Source organism: Haloferax gibbonsii (genome assembly GCF_001190965.1).
Classification (GTDB): Archaea; Halobacteriota; Halobacteria; order Halobacteriales; family Haloferacaceae; genus Haloferax; species Haloferax gibbonsii.
In genome coordinates, this window is the sequence record NZ_CP011947.1 from 1,160,845 (window position 1) to 1,176,253 (window position 15,409).

Below are 15,409 nucleotides of genomic sequence, written 5' to 3' on the forward strand. Positions count from 1 at the left end.
GGAAGCATCAGGAACGTCGCTGCCGTCGGTGCCCGGTTCGGGCGGGGGTGATTCAGACACCGCTGCACACCGCCGGTTCGTTGCCGTCTTCGAACTCGGAACAGGCCCGCCGGAGGTCGGATTCGAGGTCGTCGACCCGGTCTTCGAGGTCGTCGATGTCGGACTGGAGCGTCTCTATCTGGGCCTCCAGTTCGGCGTTCGTCTCCTCCAGTTCCTCGTTATCCGTTTCGAGGTCGTCTATCTGGTTTTCGAGCCGGTTGCGCTGTTCTTCGAGTTCGTCGAGCGTCGCCGTGAGTTCGCTGATACGGTTGCGGGCGTCTCGGAGATTGCTTTCGGTCTCTTGGAGTTCGCTCCGCGTCGACGACAGCTCGCTTTGGGTCGATTCGAGCTGCGACTCCGTGTCTTCGAGGTTGTTCGCGACCTGCGAGACGTCGCCGCGGGTGCGTTCGAGGCTGCTGTTCAGCTCCTGGAGCTCCGCCTGCGTCGCCGACAGATTCTGTCGGGTTTGCGAAAGGTCCTGTTCCAGCGCCTCGTTTCGCTCGCGCAGTTGCTCGTTTTGCTGGTCGAGCGAATCGACCGAGTACTGGTAGAACATCGTCGCGCCGACGGTTCCGGCGGTGAGGAGGACGACGACGAGGACGAGACCGAGGTTCAGGGACCGACCCAGGGAACTCATATCAGACCACCTTCACTTTGCGTTCGACCCCGATACACTTGAAGACGCCGGACGAGCACCTCGGCGAGGTAGAGGAGGAACGCGGCGGCGACGAACGCGGCCGCCCAGTCGTCGCGGACGGGTTGGACGCCGGCGGCGTTGTCGCGGGCGGAGGCGGCGATTTCGGCCGCGTCCTCGGAGTCGTACATCGTCCCGCCGCTGTCGGAGACGGCGGCTTCGAGCGCGGCCGACCGACCGAACCCGGCGTACTCGGCGGGGTAGTTCACCGCGAAGGCCGTGTCGAGCACGTTCTGGTAGCCCGTCTCCGTGGGGACGACCGTCGCCTCGTAGACGCCGGAATCGACCGCCGAGAAGGACAGCCCCTCGACGCCCCGCGGGCGCTCGCCGCCGCGGTAGACGACGGTCGTCGGCTGGTCGACGCGGGTGTCCGCCACCTCGGCGACGCCGGTCGCCTTCCGCTCCGGGTCGCCGATGACGTAGTTCGTGGACTTCGTGAGCAGGAGCGAGTCGGGGCTCCGGAGCAGGCCGTCGAGCGTGCCGTCGCCCGCGTACGTGGTGATGGTGGCGACGCGGCCGAGGCCGTAGCGCCACGAGGCGACTGCGGGGGTCCCGTCGTCGGCCGCGACGAGGAAGTTCGCGCCGCTCCTGACCGACACGTCGTTGACGCTGCCGGGGTTCGCGGTCAGTTCGACGCCGGCGGTGACGAAGTCGTTCTGGTCGACGACCGTGAGACCGTCGCCGGCGTACTGGCGGTTCGACCCGCCGAAGAGGATGCGGAGTCGGTCGGTCTCGTCGGCCCTGAGGTAGTTCCCGCCGGACGCCCGCGCGATGGTCCGGAGGGTCTGTTCGTTCGGGCTCGGCCCGGTCCCGATGGTGATGACGCGGACCCCGTCGCGGCCGAGTTGGTCCGCGACCCTCGCGGCGTCCTGGAACCGGTCGTGTCCGTCGCTGATGAGGATAATCGTCCCGCGCCTGTCGCCGAGTTGCTGGGCCGCGCCCTCGAGGCCGACGGAGATGTCGGTCGCGCCGCCGGACTGGAGCCGGCGGATGAGGTCGGCTGTCGACTCGCGGTTCGGCCCGAGCGGGCGGAGCGGCGAGACCTCGTAGGCGCGGTAGTTGAAGCCGACGATGCCGACCTGGTTCTCGTCGCCGAGCTGGTCGAGCGCGTCGAGCGCGACCGACTTCTGGACGCGCATGCCGCTTTCCGCGCTGCCGGACACGTCGATGGCGAAGACGAGGTTCGTCTGCTGGGACGTGCCCTCGCCGGTCGTGACCGGGAGCATCGACGCGAGGCTCGACCCGTCGTAGCCGCCGTTTTCGAACGAGTTGCGCCCGCCGACGGTCAGGAGACCGCCGCCGTCGATGACGAACCGCTGGAGCGATTCTGTGTTGCCAACGTCCTCGGCCCGGATGTCCTGCAAGACGACGGCGTGGTACGCCGAGAGGTCGGCGGGGACGGCCTCGGCGGTCTCCACGTCGTACAGCTCCGAGAGGTAGTCGCGGAACGGGTAGTCCCCACGGGAGACGTACAGCACCCGCGGCGGCTCGACCACGCGGACGGTCTTGCGGAACACGTCGTTCGTCTGGAAGCGGTCGTCGCTCTCGATGCGGGCGGTGACGCGGTGGGTGCCGGTGGTCTCGAACGTCTGGGAGAACTCGACGCCGCCGGTCGTGTTGACCACTTCGCGGGCGACTTCCTCGCCGTCGACATCCACGACGAGTTCGACGGTCGCGCCCTCGGCGTCCTCGGGAACGACCCCGTCGACCTGCGCGAGGAACGCGTTCTCGACGCCGACGCTGGTCTTCGACGGGCCGCTGACGGTGACGTAGTGTTCGGCCTGGGTCGGTTCGAGCGCGACCGCGCTCACGGTCGCGTTGAGGTCGCGGGCGAGCGTCGTCGCGGACGCGAGGCTCCGCCCCGAGGTGACCCGCCCGTCCGAGACGAGGACGACCGTCCCGTCCGGTCTGAGGTTGGCCGCGACGGCGTCGCCGATGGGCGACTCCTCGCCGCGGGCGACCGTCGAGGTCGTGACGGGGACGCCCTCGGCCTCGATGTCCGCCGCGAGCTGCGACGCCACGTCCTCGGTGACGGCCGCGCTGTCGGAGTCGTCGACGAGGAGCGTCACCTGCGGGTCGCCGTCGGTCATCCGCGTCGTGACGGTGTACGGGCCCGCGGCCGCGACGACCAAGCACAGGACGACGAGGAATCGGGACGCGAACAGGAGTCGCCGGGAGCGCCCGCCGGCGGTCCCGTCCGCCCCGCGGAAGATGAGTGCCCACGCGAGGAGCGCGGCCACCGGGAGCGCGACGAGGAACAGCGGGCGCTGCACGCCGATTGTCCGACCGGCGGCCTCGACGGTCCACGCGAGGGGAGTCAGCGGGGAGCCGGAGGCGACAGAGCCGAGCGCGGTCAGCGCGGCCGACGTCGATCCGAGCGCCGCCATCAGAGGTCACCCCGCCGGCGCAGGTAGGCCAACTCGACCATCGTCGCCGCGAGCGCGATTAACGCGGCCCACTTGGTCAGCGGGTCCGGAACCTCGCGCTCTTCGACCCGCGTCGGGTAGTCCGAGGGGGCCGACTCGCCGTCGAGCGGCGCGGCGACCACGTCGGACTCGGCCTCGCTGAGGAGCGACGCCGCGAACCGCTCGTCGCCGACGCGGTAGAAGCCGGCGTCGGCGAGGCGGACCTCGGGGCCGGTCGCCTCGCCCGCGGGCGTCTCGACGGTCTGGTTCGCGCCCGCCGCGAGCGACCCGCCGGTCGCCCGGTTCAGCTCGGAGAGCGTCGAGCGCCCGGCGAGGTAGAACACCGAGCGCTTCCAGAACACGGGGTACTGGTAGTTGTACTTGAACGCCGAGCTGTCCTCCATGAAGCCGTAGTAGAGGACGCGGCCGGCCTCGCGGCGCTCGACGGCGACGAGCGAGGTGCCGCCGGTCGTGGTCACGAGCGACTGACCCGACCGGAGGTCGCCGGCAACGTACTCGGTCGGCGGCGGGAAGGTGATGTCGCGGGTTATCTGGTGGCTCTCGACGGTCCCGATGGTCGGGTTCGTCTCGATGCTCGCCTGCGAGACGAGCTGCAGGTCGCCGTAGTTCGGCGACTCCTCCTGTGCCTGAATCGCCACGCCGCCGCCGTCGGCGACGACCTCGCGGCCGGCCTCGACGTTGCCCGAGAGCAGGCGACCGGGGTTGACGTTGCTGTAGATGACCACGTCGTAGTTCGTCGAGACGGCCGTCGGCGGGTTGTCAACGGTCAGCGACACCTCGGGGATGACCGACAGCGCGGCCGTCAGGTAGCGGTTCTCGTCGTTCGTGAGGACGAGCACGTCCACCGAGGCGTCCTCGGGTGCCGCGACGTACAGCGCGTCGTCGGTCGGGAAGGCGTCGCCCGGCGAGAGTTCGGCGCGCCCGCCGCCCGCGGGGACCGGAAGCGTCGCGGTCGCCACGTCGCCGGGGTCCATCCGGACCTCCCGCGTGACGCCGGCGAGAGAGAGCGTCCGAGTCGTCGCCGAGTCGCCGTAGTTCTTCACTGTCACGGTGACGTTCGTGCCCGAGAAGCGCCGGTCGACGATACCGACGTTGCCCTGTCCGCCGCCCGCGAACTGCCGGAGTTCGACCACGAGGCCGCGGGCGCGGGCCTCGCGGACCGCGTCGCTCCACGGCGAGTCGTCGGCGAAGTCGCTCAGGACGACGACGCGGGCGTCCTCGCCGGCGATGGAGGCGGCGGCGGTAATCGCGGAGCGGAGGTCGCCGGGTGCCGCGCTCGCGCGCAGGCCGTCGAGGGCGGCGCGGGCGTCGGTCGCGCTCCCTCGGCGGAGCACCACGTTCGCGTTCGACCCCGCCGCGACGACCGAGGTCGTACCGGAGACCTCGTCTCGCGCCGCGGCGAGAGCGCTGTCGAATCGGGTCCCTCCGCCGTCCCGGACGCCCATGCTCGCGCTCGTGTCCACGACGAGGACGGTCTCTTGGACCGTCTCCGACTCGGGAACCATCACGTACGGCGTCGCCAGCGAGCCGACGAGCGCGACGAGCGCGAGCAGTTGGATGAGGAGGAGCAGGCTCCGGAGCAGGCGGTCGAAGATGGGGTTCGACGCGTTTCGTCCCGCCGAGTCCGCGAGGAACCGGAAGGTCGGGAGGGTGCGCCGGACCGGCTCCGGCCGCAGCAGATAGAGGATGACGAGGGGGACCGCCCCCAAGAGGGCGACCAACCCGAGGGGAAACAAGAAGAACTCGTCGAGGGCCATGCCCGACCCGTGGCGCGCCTCCGGTATGTCTGTTTCCCTATTTGTTGACACGTTCCGAAATATCGACCTATCGGAATACGTGAATGTTCGGAGCGACCGCCCGCGGCGACTCACCCGTAGGATTACTGTCGGGAATTATATTGTCAAGCGAAAGTACGTCATTGCATAACAATGCACTCAAAGCATAACACGACACAATTTTATGCTCTAAAGTTATTTGTCGAGCTACGATGGGAACTGATAGGTACACACCGCGGTCGTACGACGACATCGCCCCGGAGCAGCGCCCGACGCTCAAACAGGCGCTCGTTCCGGTGCTCGGACTCGTCGCCTTCCTCGGTCTCGGGTCGGCGTGGCTGGGACTCGACCCGCACATCCCGCTCATCTGGAGTATCGCGCTGGTCGGCCTCCTCGGTCGTTTCGTCTGGGGCTACACCTGGGAGGACCTCTACGAGGGCATCGAACGCAGCCTGGCGATGGGGCTACAGGCGATTCTCATCCTGTTTGTCATCTACGGCGTCGTCTCGACGTGGGTCGCCGCGGGGACGATTCCGGCGCTGATGTACTACGGTCTCGACCTGCTGTCGCCGCAGGTGTTCCTGCCCGCGACGGCGCTCCTCGTCGGCATCGCCACCTTCGCCATCGGCTCGTCGTGGACCGCGGTCGGCACGCTCGGCGTCGCCTTCATCGGCATCGGCTCCGGCCTCGGCGTCCCCGAGCCCATGACGGCCGGCGCGATTCTCTCCGGTGCGTACGCGGGCGACAAGCAGTCGCCGCTTTCGGACACGACGAACCTCGCAGCCGCCGTCACGAACACCGACCTCTACGACCACATCCGCGCGATGCGAAGCGGGACGGCCGTCGCGTTCGGCCTCTCGCTCGTCGGCTTCGTCCTCCTCAGCCTCGGCATCACCGGCGCGATTCCGGCCGGCCAAATCGCCGAGATTCAGACCGCCCTCGCCTCCTCGTACGACATCACGCTCCTCGCGTTCCTGCCGCTCGCGGTCACGTTCGGCCTCGCCGCGGCGGGCTACCCCGCGCTGACGGTCCTCCTGGCGGGCGCGTTCGCCGGCGCGTTCACGAGCATCCTCGTGCAGGGCGCGTCGTTCGTCACGGCGTGGCAGACGTTCATGAGCGGCACCGGCCCCGAAACCGGCTCCGAACTCGTCAACAGCCTGCTCGCCTCCGGCGGCGTCTCCGGCTCCGCGTGGACTATCGCCGTCGTCGTCGCGGCGCTGACGCTCGGCGGCCTGCTCGAACAGACCGGCGTGCTCGCCGTCCTCGCCCACCGCCTCCAGCGCGGTATTCGGAGCCCGCGCCTGCTCGTTGCCTCCACCGGCCTCTCGGCGATACTGACCAACGCGCTCACCGCTCAGCAGTACATGAGCATCGTCGTCCCCGGCATGACGCTCCGCGACACCTACGACGAGTTCGGCCTCGACAGTTCGGACCTCTCGCAGGCCATCGAGTCCGCCGGGACGCCGACCGGCGCGCTCCTCCCGTGGCACGCCGGCGGCGCGTACATGGCCGGTGTCTTGGGTGTGGCGACGTTCGACTACATGTGGTACTACTTCTTCGGCTACCTCTCGCCGCTCGTGCTGTTCGCCTTCGTCCTCGCGGGCGTCGGCTTCTCGGGCAACGGCACGGCGCAGCCCGGTCCCGCCGCTCCGGCGGCGGACGACGACTGACGCGACGCGAACCCGCGCCGCGAACCGAACCGAAAACTCCCGTTTTTCTACCGCTCTAAGGCCGCCCTGAGCGCCCGCACCTCGTCGCGGACGGCGACCCACTGTTCGACCGTACCGGGGAGTTCGTCGCCATCGCGGTCGTCGCGTCCCTCGATTCGGTCGCGGACGGCACCGGGGTCGTCAACGTCCTCGAAGCGGATTGCGCCGCCGCCCGCGGCCTCGACCGAGACGGTCCCGTAGCCGAACAGCGACCCCGCGACGCCCTGCGAGAGCGCGCTGTTCTGGACGCGGTCGAGGGAGACGCGCTGGACGGTCCGAGACAGGACGCCCGACTTCCGGTAGAGCGCCCTGTCGGTGACGACGAAGCGCGTGTTGGTGACGCGGAGGTATGACCACGCCGGCAGGAGGAGTCCGACGAGGGCCGCGAGCGCGAGCGCCGGCGCGTCGTTCACGACGGCCACGGCGACGGCCACAACGGCGATTGCGCCCCCGACGACCGCGGCGGGGATGACGGTCTGTATCCGCGGGCGACCCGCCCAGCGGACGGTCTCGTCGTCGCCGCGGGCCAGCCAGTCGTCGATGGCCGCGACTGTCTCCGAGTCGGTCGCTGAGTCGGTCGTCATCGCTCGTCGGTCGTCGCGTCGAACTCGAAGTCGCTCGGTTCGAGCGCGTCGGCCGACGCGTCGGCGTCGGAGTCGGTTCCGCCCTCGTCGGGACCGTCGTCGCCCGCGGCGGCGCCCTCATCGCCTTCGACGGCCCGCCGAATCGCGCGGAGTTCGGTCAGGATGTCGTCGAGGACGGCGGCCTTCCCCTCGGCGTCGGTCTCCGGCCCCGCGCGGCGCTTGATTCGCTCGTTGATGAGCGACTGGAGCGACTGCGGTTCGGCGACGTTCTGGAAGCTCATCTCGATGCCGCTCCCACCGGCGGTGCTGATGTTGACGGAGCCGTAGCCGAACTGCGCGCCGAGGAACGTCTGGCTGTAGGAGGTGTCTTGGACCTTGTCGAACTCGATGCGCTGGACGCTCCGAGAGAGGACGCCCGACTTCCGGTAGAGCGCGTCGGACGTGACGACGTAGTTCGTGTTCTTGTGCGAGAGGTACGACCCGACGAGAAGCGGGATGCCCACGAGGACGAGCGAGAGCGGGACGCCGACGATGAAGGAGGGCACGAGGCTGTAGGGATGCGGGGTGTCGGCCCAGAGTACCTCTTCGTCGTCGTCGAGGGTGAGCCAATCGAACTCGGCGTTCATGGCGGACACGTTTCCGCCGGCGGCGGAATAGTGTTCCGCCGGACAGGTCGGCGACGACGCCCGTCGCATGACACTGAGTGACACGACAATTCCGCCCGGTTGGGCAAACCATTTTACGGATGCCTGCAACGGACTGTCCATGGACAAGCAGTCACTGCTCGACTTGCTGCGTCACGACGCTCGCGAGAGCGTAGATGACATCGCCCGCCAGCTGGGCGCAGACGCCGAAGCAGTGGCAGCAGCGCTCGAGGAACTCGAAGAAGACGGGGTCATCCGCGGCTACCAGGCGGTCGTCGACTGGAACAACGTCGACGAGGAACACGTCCGGGCGCAGGTCGAAGTCGACGTCGAACTCGACCGCGAGACGGGCTACGAGGAGATCGCCCGCCGCATCGCGCGGTTCCCCGAAGTCGCCACGCTGCGACTCGTCTCCGGCGACTACGACTTCTTCATCGAGGTCGAGGGCGCGTCGATGCACGCCGTCTCGAACTTCGTCTCCGAGCGCATCGCCCCCATCCCCGAGGTCACGAAGACGGTCACGCACTTCGTGATGGACTCCTACAAGGAGGAGGGCATCGAACTCGGCGACGGCGACGACGACGACCGGCTCTCAGTGTCGCCATGACGCTCGGCGACCAGCTTTCGGACCGCGTCAAACAGGTGCCGCCGTCGGGGATTCGGAAGTTCTTCGAACTCGCCGAGGAGGTCGACGACGTCATCTCCCTCGGCGTCGGCGAACCCGACTTCTCCGCGCCGTGGGCCGCCCGGACCGCCGCCATCGACTCGCTCGAACGCGGCAAGACCTCCTACACGTCGAACCGCGGGATGCGCGAACTCCGCGAGGCCATCTCGGAGCGCGTCACCCGCTACGGACAGGAGTACGACCCCGAAGACGAGATTATCGTCACGACGGGCGCGAGCGAGGCGGTCGACCTCGCGTTCCGGGCGTTCGTCGACCCCGGCGACGTGGTGGCGATTCCCCAGCCGTCGTACATCTCGTACACGCCGGGAGCCATCTTCGCCGGCGGCGAACCGCTGCCGGTGCCGACCCGCGCCGAAGACGAGTTCACGCTCACCCCCGAGGCGCTGGAAGCCGCCGGGGCCGACGAGGCCGACGTGCTGGTGCTCTGCTACCCGAACAACCCGACCGGCGCGGTGATGACCGACGACGAACTCGCCGACGTGGCCTCGTTCGTCAGGGACCACGACCTCGTCGTGCTCTCCGACGAAATCTACTCGGACCTCCGGTACGAGGACGACCACGCCTCCATCGCCACCCACCCCGGCATGCGCGAGCGGACCATCGTGTTCAACGGCTTCTCGAAGGCCTACGCGATGACGGGGCTGCGACTCGGCTACGCCATGGGGCCTGCCGGAGCCATCGACGCGATGAACAAGGTCCACCAGTACGCGATGCTTTCGGCGCCCACGACGGCGCAGTACGCGGCGCTCGAAGCGCTGCGGTCGTGCGACGACTCCGTCGACGAGATGCGCCGCGAGTACGACCGCCGCCGTCGGTTCGTCCTCGCCCGCTTCGAGGAGATGGGACTCGACTGCTTCGAGGCGAAAGGCGCGTTCTACGTCTTCCCCGAGGCCCCCGACGGCGACGACGAGGCGTTCGCCGAGGGCCTCCTCGAAGAGCAGAACGTCGCGCTCGTCCCGGGGAGCGTCTTCGGCGAGGGCGGCGAGGGCCACCTCCGAGTCTCTTATGCGACGGGGATGCGCGAACTCCGCGAGGCGATGGACCGTATCGAGGCGTACGTCAGCGACTGAGCGGACCCCATCCGTCCACCCCGCCCGTCGGCCCCACCCGTCCGCCCCGACCTGCCGGCAACTCCGTTTTTTGACCGACCGAGCGGCGCACCGTGGTGTGCGAAGGATTCACACATTTGGGGCGCGTACATCCAGCGATGTACGACGAAATCCTGCTCCCCGTCGACGGGAGTCCGGCGGCCGAACAGGCGATACCGCACGTGTTCGACCTCGCGGAGCGGTACGACGCGACGGTACACGTGTTGTTCGTCGTGAACACGGCGCGGGACAACGCGGGTATCATCGGCGGGACGGTCCTCGAAACCCTGGAGCAGGAGGGCCAACGCGTCGTCGACGAGGTCGTCGAACGCGGCGAGAGCCGCGGCATCGAGACGGTCGGGGCCGTGCGGCGGGGCGCGCCCCACGAGACCATCCTCGACTACGCGACGGAACACGGCGCGGAGGTCATCGCGATGGCGACGCACGGCCGGACGGGCGTCGAACGCGTGCTCCTCGGGAGCGTCACCGAGCGCGTCGTCCGGACCGCGCCGGTTCCCGTGCTGACCGTCCGGGCGACGGGGTAGTCTGACCCGCCGTCTCGGGCGGTCGAAGCGGCCGAACACGCCCCAATCAGAGTGCACCATCGATAATGACACTTGGTGGCACATTTCGAGAGACCAACACGCAAAGTATTATTAAATATGGTTTCGTCGTGCAACACGAATGGTTTCGGGAGGTGACACGGACATCGCCGTGACGGAGGACACGTCCACGTTCCAACTCGGGCTGGACGACCTCAAGCGACGAGGGAGCGCGCTCCTCGTCGTCGGGTCGGTTCCGACTGAACTCTACTCGCGCGCGTCCAAGCAGATGCTCGGCGCTCCCGACGAGCCTCGACGCCGCCTGTTAGTTCTCAACGACTCGACGCCGCTCGACACCCGCCTCGACACGGACATCCAACGCTCGAAGGAGTGGACCCGCGTGGTGCGGTACTCGACGCTCGAACGGAGCGCAGCGGCGTCGCCGTCACCGTCGGCCGCCGTACCGACTGCGGTCGAGACCTGCGAACGCCGGGTGAGCGGAGGCCTCGGCCAACTCGGCGCGGAACTCGCGACCGACGTGACCGAGTTCGACAGCCTCGCCGGGGGGCTCTCTCCGGCCGAACTCCGCGTCGCGTTCGACTGTCTGCCGTCGCTCCTCTCGCGGTACGAGCGGGACCACGTGTTTCGATTCCTCCACGTCATGACGTCTCACGTCCGCGCGCGAAACGGGATGGTCCACGTCTGGTCCCCCGGCGGCCGCGAGGACGAGATTAATCGGATGCTCGAACCGCTGTTCGACGCCGTCGTCGAACTCGACGTCGAGGGCGCGGAAGTCCGCCAACGCTGGCACCTCCGGCGGAAGGAGGTCTCGTCCGGCTGGTTTCCGTTGGAGCCGTGACGTTCTCGCGACCAATACGTTTTTTACCCTAATCGTGTCACATAGACTCAATGGAATCGTCCGGGCAGGGCAAGCGAGCTGACGCGTCTTCCACGCTGGAAGTCGGCTTTTCGCTCCCTTCGGAAGGCGCGGGGTTGGTCGTTCGGGATAACGTCGAACGCCACCAGTTCATGCTTCGCACGCCGTCGCCTGTCGCGCCCGAGCCGGCCGACCGGCGTCGGTTCTCGCTCCCGACGGACGCGGCGGTCCGCATCGAGACCGACCGTATCGGGTTGGCGGCGAACACGGTCGTCTGCGTCCGCGACGAGGCGGGGTCGATGCTCGCGCAGGTCGACCAGCAGGGACACGAGGAACTCGACGCGGCAACCTACAGCATCGAGCTCTTCGGTGCGGTCAAGACGTACCTCAGAGTCGAGGGACCGCTGACCGTCGACGCGAAGCCGCTCGAAACCGTCCTCTCGTTCGAGGAGCCGCAGACGGTGTACGTCGGCGCGCGGTCGTCGCACGAGAGCCCCGCGACGACGGTCACGACGACCGACGACCCGCTGGACGTGATGGAGGCCGTCTCGGCGTTCAGCTCCGCGCTCAAGACCACGAGCGTCGAGCGGTCGTACCCCACGCTCCGAGGTCACCCGCCGCTTCTCGAGTTGGGCGACGAACTCGACATCCCGGAGGGGCTTCACGTTCCCGAGACCGGCGTCCGAATCGAACTCCCGCCGACGCTGAGTCACATCTTCGTGGCGACGCCGCTGGCGTACTATCTCGGCGCGAGACTCGTCCCCGGTGACGCCCCCCGACTCGTCGCCGAAGACGGGTTCGTCCACGACTTCGACGGCCCCCACGGCTTCGAGGAGTCGGTCGCGCGCGCGCTCAAACGGACGTTCTTCCTCGACTGCGTCGTTCGGACGGAGGGCATCTACGACGTGCCGCTCCACGAGCGCCAGACGGTCGAGTCGCGGACGGACATCGACGTCGAGCGGCTGTACGACGCGTCGCTCGGCGAACAGCTCTCGGCGTACTTCGAGATACCCTACGAGCACATCGCCGACCTCGTCCCGGAGTGGAAGCTGACGACGCACGTCGCGCCGCAGACCGACAACATCGAGCTCCTGCCGTTCATCACGAACGACCTCGCGGTCGTCAGGACGCCCACGGGGACCGAAGTCCCCCACTCGGAGGTGCAAGCCGCCGTCGTCGACGATTTCCTCCGCGACGACATCGTCAGGAGCGCGGGCGCGACGACCCCGAACGAGACGTACGTCAAGCCCAGTTCGACCGACTCGGTCGAGCAGGCGTGGATAAGCGACGGAACGCCGGTCGGCGCGAGCAAGACCACTCCCGCCGCCTACCGGAACCGGCTTCAGCGCAAGCCGACGCAGGGAGACATCGGTATCACGGTCGTCTGCAACGACCCGGAGATGCTCGCCGAGACGGACATCGTCGACGACGTCTACGGCTCGCGCGACGGGCTGTCGTTTGACGTCGACGCCCACTACGACCTCAGCCGGGCGGAGCTTCGGGAGATACTCGCCGAGCCGACGGACTTCCTCCACTACATCGGCCACATCGACGACGACGGCTTCCAGTGTCGCGACGGCAGGGTCGACGCCGAGACGCTCGACCACGTCGGGACGGGTGCGTTCTTCCTCAACGCCTGCCAGTCGTACGACCAGGGACTCGCGCTCGTCGAGGCCGGCGCTATCGGCGGTATCGTCACGTTCAGCGAGGTCATCAACAGTCAGGCGGTCGGCGTAGGGCGCACGCTGGCCCGACTGCTTAACGGGGGATTCCCGCTGCAGGCGTCCCTCGACGTGGTCCGAACCGACAGCGACATCGCCCACCAGTACGGCGTGGTCGGGGACGGGAGCCTCTCTGTAGTCCAAGCCGAAAGCGGAGTCGCGATACTCTGTGAGGTCGAGCACATTGACTCGGACACGTACGAACTGTCGTACAACGCGTACCCCACATCTCGGAGTGGGCTCGGTTCGCTAATCATACCTGCATTACCGAACAACTCCGAGTATTTCCTCTCATCACAGTCTCTCTCGGACATCAGGCTATCGACCCAAGAACTTCGAGACTTCCTCGCGTTAGAACAGATTCCGGTCGTCTACGACGATACCGTCTACTGGGATTGCGAATTCCTTCCGTGATTACGGACCGTAGATGATTCCGGTGTTGCCGGCTGCCACGCTTCCCGCCTGTGAGAGCAGGAGCGTGAGCGTGAACAGGACGCCCATCATGCGGGGGTTCTGACGGAGGTACGCGACCATCTGGTTGCTGTCGTCGGACATGTGCACTTACCCCAAGGAGCGAGCGCGAAATATAATTTTTCGTGTATATCTGATATGAAAATAACTTAATTAAGTGAACACGTGTCGCAAGTAATCGTCGAGGTCGCAAACGGCGCTGTAGGCGCGCGAAAGCGGGAAAGAGAGGTGAAAGGGGTCGGCGACCGGAACGCCCGCACCCGATTAGGAGCTGTCGATGTCGACTTCGCCGCCGATGTCTCGGTAGACTGCGGAGATTCCCTCGGTCTCGTCGAGTTGGCCGAGCGTCTCGTCGAGCTCGCGCCGGAGTTCGGTCAACCGGGCGGTGAGCTGTTGATACTCCTCGTTTTCTTCGAGCGCCGCTTCGTCCTTTTCGGACTCTAAGAGCGCCTTCTTCGACGCGAGGGAAAACAGGTCCTGAATCCCTACGTCGTAAGCGTTTCGCAGGATGAGGTTAGAGACGGTGTCAGTCAGCGCTTCGCGCGAGACGGGCTTGACGAGGTAGTCGTCGAAGCCCATGGCGATGATATCGAAGTCGGGCTCGACCGCGGTCACCATCGCGACGCGGCACTCGAAGCCACGGTCCCGAATCTCCGAGAGCGCTTCGTCGCCCGAGAGGTCGGGCATTCGACGGTCGAGGAGAACAACGTCAACCTCGTCGTCGAGCTTATCGAGCGCCTCGCGGCCGCCGTAGGCGACACGAACGCTGTAGTCGTTCCTAAGCCAGGTTGCGTACAGATCGGCGAGGTCAGGCTCATCTTCAACGATGAGCACCAGTGGCTGTTCTGCGCTCATTGGTAGTGTAGGGGTGTTCCGGGGACGCTCACGAAACTCAATGTCGTGCAGTGGTATATCAAAATACCTCTTGTCTAACGCCGTCCGAAACTGCGCTTGTGCGCACTAATTGCCCCCCGGAGTTGTTATACATTCCGGCGAATCGAACAGATTTCACCTGTCAGATGTCTCTGATATCTCTTCGACGGTGATTCGGTTCGCCTCGACGTCCTCCAAGACCGCGCCCCACCCGCCGACGGTGTAGGTCCCCTCGTCGGTCTCGACGGTCAGACAGACCTGTCCCGCGAGTTCGGAAAACGACAGCGTGTCCGTCGGCGCGGAGACCGCCGTGTAGTACACGTCGGTCACTTCGCCGGTGAACTCTATCGGGTCGCGCTCGTCGGTCTCGTAGCCTTTGATGTGGGTGATGATACGCTTCCCGTCGCGGATGAGCGGCTCCGTGTCCTGCACGAAGTGTCTGATGTCTGAGTACACGAACGGGGGTTCGTCCGTCTGTGCGTCGTAGACGACTTCCCAGACCTCCCACAGCGCCGTCTGGAAGTACCAGTGGAAGACGTACGCCAGCGTGTAGTCGTCGACGAGGACGCCGTACTGGTTCATCGAGCTGTCGTGCGGCGCGAAACACGCGCCCGTCCGGTCGACGATAGCGACGAACGGCGTCGGGAGGGTTCGGTGTCTGACCTCCGTGGCGACTCCCTCGTACTCCTGTTCTGCGAGCGGTTCGAGTTCGTCGGTCCGCTCGGGATGCAACACGACCTTCACCAGCGCGCCGTTCTCGTACGCCTCCGAGAGCGCCGGCTTGAGTTCGTCGAACTGCTCGGGGGTGACGGACAGTTGCACCTCGCCGTCTGCCTCCCGAATCATCTCCTCGGCTCGGTTGAACACCGTCTCGAAGCGCTTGACGATGCTCAGCATGTGTCGGTCGACCGCGGGCTGCTGCCAGCGCGTCTCTATCTCGGAGGCGGCCTCGTCGAGCTGGACGGCGCGGCTCTTGAGGTCCTCCATCACCGACTTCGGGTCGCACGCCCGCGCGTGCAAACTGTCCTGTTCGTAGGTCTCGATGTAGCCTTTGGCCTCGAGGTCGCGGAGAACATCGTAGATACGGGCAGTCGGTACGGCGCAGGCGTCGGCGAGTTCGGTCGCACTCGCCGCGCCGAGCTGCAGAAGCGCGACGTAAGCCTCCGCCTGATACTGTGACAACCCGGCGTTCCGAAGTGCGGTCCGTAGCTCCGCGGTATCCATCGCTTGTAGATGCACGACATACATCCGTATTAATTATCCCATGTCCTCGTCCCGCTC

Annotated in this window: 14 protein-coding genes; 6 read left to right on the top strand and 8 right to left on the bottom strand. The window is 67.1% G+C overall.

All coding sequences use genetic code 11. The features are described 5' to 3' along the window. Positions 1-52: 52 nt before the first annotated feature. From ABY42_RS06145 to ABY42_RS06155, 3 genes are read right to left on the bottom strand one after another with little or no spacing between them, the layout of a single operon-like run. Positions 53-676, bottom strand: coding sequence for a hypothetical protein (locus ABY42_RS06145; RefSeq protein ID WP_004977305.1), 624 nt, complete (start codon positions 674-676; stop codon positions 53-55). Continuing rightward, a complete protein-coding gene (locus tag ABY42_RS06150; RefSeq protein WP_050458963.1) occupies positions 673-3,120 on the bottom strand; it encodes a VWA domain-containing protein in 2,448 nt (815 codons plus the stop codon). Before ABY42_RS06150 ends, ABY42_RS06145 begins: the two co-directional genes overlap by 4 nt. Continuing rightward, a complete protein-coding gene (locus ABY42_RS06155; RefSeq protein ID WP_050458964.1) occupies positions 3,120-4,916 on the bottom strand; it encodes a vWA domain-containing protein in 1,797 nt (598 codons plus the stop codon). Before ABY42_RS06155 ends, ABY42_RS06150 begins: the two co-directional genes overlap by 1 nt. Positions 4,917-5,146: 230 nt before the next feature. On the opposite strand from ABY42_RS06155, the gene arcD reads away from it, so the two are divergent. Then, on the top strand, positions 5,147-6,604 hold the full coding sequence (arcD, locus tag ABY42_RS06160) for an arginine/ornithine antiporter ArcD (protein ID WP_050458965.1): 1,458 nt from the start codon (positions 5,147-5,149) through the stop codon (positions 6,602-6,604). A gap of 47 nt (positions 6,605-6,651) precedes the next feature. Here the strand turns inward: arcD and ABY42_RS06165 are convergent, their stop codons facing one another. Both ABY42_RS06165 and ABY42_RS06170 read right to left on the bottom strand, forming a co-directional pair. Then, positions 6,652-7,227: a PH domain-containing protein gene (locus ABY42_RS06165; protein WP_050458966.1), complete on the bottom strand. Its 576-nt coding sequence runs from the start codon at positions 7,225-7,227 to the stop codon at positions 6,652-6,654. Next, a complete protein-coding gene (locus ABY42_RS06170) occupies positions 7,224-7,853 on the bottom strand; it encodes a PH domain-containing protein (protein ID WP_050459900.1) in 630 nt (209 codons plus the stop codon). The genes ABY42_RS06165 and ABY42_RS06170 overlap by 4 nt, the downstream gene beginning before the upstream one ends. Positions 7,854-7,992: 139 nt before the next feature. Here ABY42_RS06170 and ABY42_RS06175 point away from each other — a divergent pair, with 139 nt between their 5' ends. The 5 genes from ABY42_RS06175 to ABY42_RS06195 all read left to right on the top strand — a co-directional run bounded on the left by ABY42_RS06175 (position 7,993) and on the right by ABY42_RS06195 (position 13,198). Further along, positions 7,993-8,478 (top strand): Lrp/AsnC family transcriptional regulator, encoded by a 486-nt coding sequence (locus ABY42_RS06175; protein WP_004977292.1) that lies wholly within the window; start codon positions 7,993-7,995, stop codon positions 8,476-8,478. Then, entirely contained in the window at positions 8,475-9,626 is a 1,152-nt protein-coding gene (locus ABY42_RS06180) for a pyridoxal phosphate-dependent aminotransferase (protein ID WP_050458967.1), read from the top strand. Before ABY42_RS06175 ends, ABY42_RS06180 begins: the two co-directional genes overlap by 4 nt. A gap of 137 nt (positions 9,627-9,763) precedes the next feature. After that, positions 9,764-10,189 carry a universal stress protein gene (locus ABY42_RS06185; RefSeq protein WP_050458968.1) on the top strand — a complete coding sequence of 142 codons (426 nt, stop codon included), beginning with the start codon at positions 9,764-9,766 and terminating at the stop codon, positions 10,187-10,189. A 139-nt stretch (positions 10,190-10,328) separates the two neighbouring features. Next, complete coding sequence (locus ABY42_RS06190; RefSeq protein WP_004977286.1) at positions 10,329-11,045, top strand: DUF7504 family protein; 717 nt, start codon at positions 10,329-10,331, stop codon at positions 11,043-11,045. Positions 11,046-11,179: 134 nt separating this feature from the next. Beyond that, the gene (locus ABY42_RS06195) at positions 11,180-13,198 is read left to right on the top strand and encodes a hypothetical protein (protein ID WP_004977284.1); all 2,019 of its coding nucleotides are present in this window, start codon (positions 11,180-11,182) and stop codon (positions 13,196-13,198) included. Here the strand turns inward: ABY42_RS06195 and ABY42_RS19760 are convergent, their stop codons facing one another. From ABY42_RS19760 to ABY42_RS06205, 3 genes are all read right to left on the bottom strand, one after another. Further along, positions 13,199-13,339: a DUF7503 family protein gene (locus tag ABY42_RS19760; protein ID WP_004977279.1), complete on the bottom strand. Its 141-nt coding sequence runs from the start codon at positions 13,337-13,339 to the stop codon at positions 13,199-13,201. Between the two features lie 180 nt (positions 13,340-13,519). Beyond that, entirely contained in the window at positions 13,520-14,110 is a 591-nt protein-coding gene (locus ABY42_RS06200) for a HalX domain-containing protein (RefSeq protein ID WP_004977278.1), read from the bottom strand. Between the two features lie 153 nt (positions 14,111-14,263). After that, a complete protein-coding gene (locus tag ABY42_RS06205; protein ID WP_004977277.1) occupies positions 14,264-15,352 on the bottom strand; it encodes a TrmB family transcriptional regulator in 1,089 nt (362 codons plus the stop codon). Between the last annotated feature and the right edge of the window lie 57 nt (positions 15,353-15,409).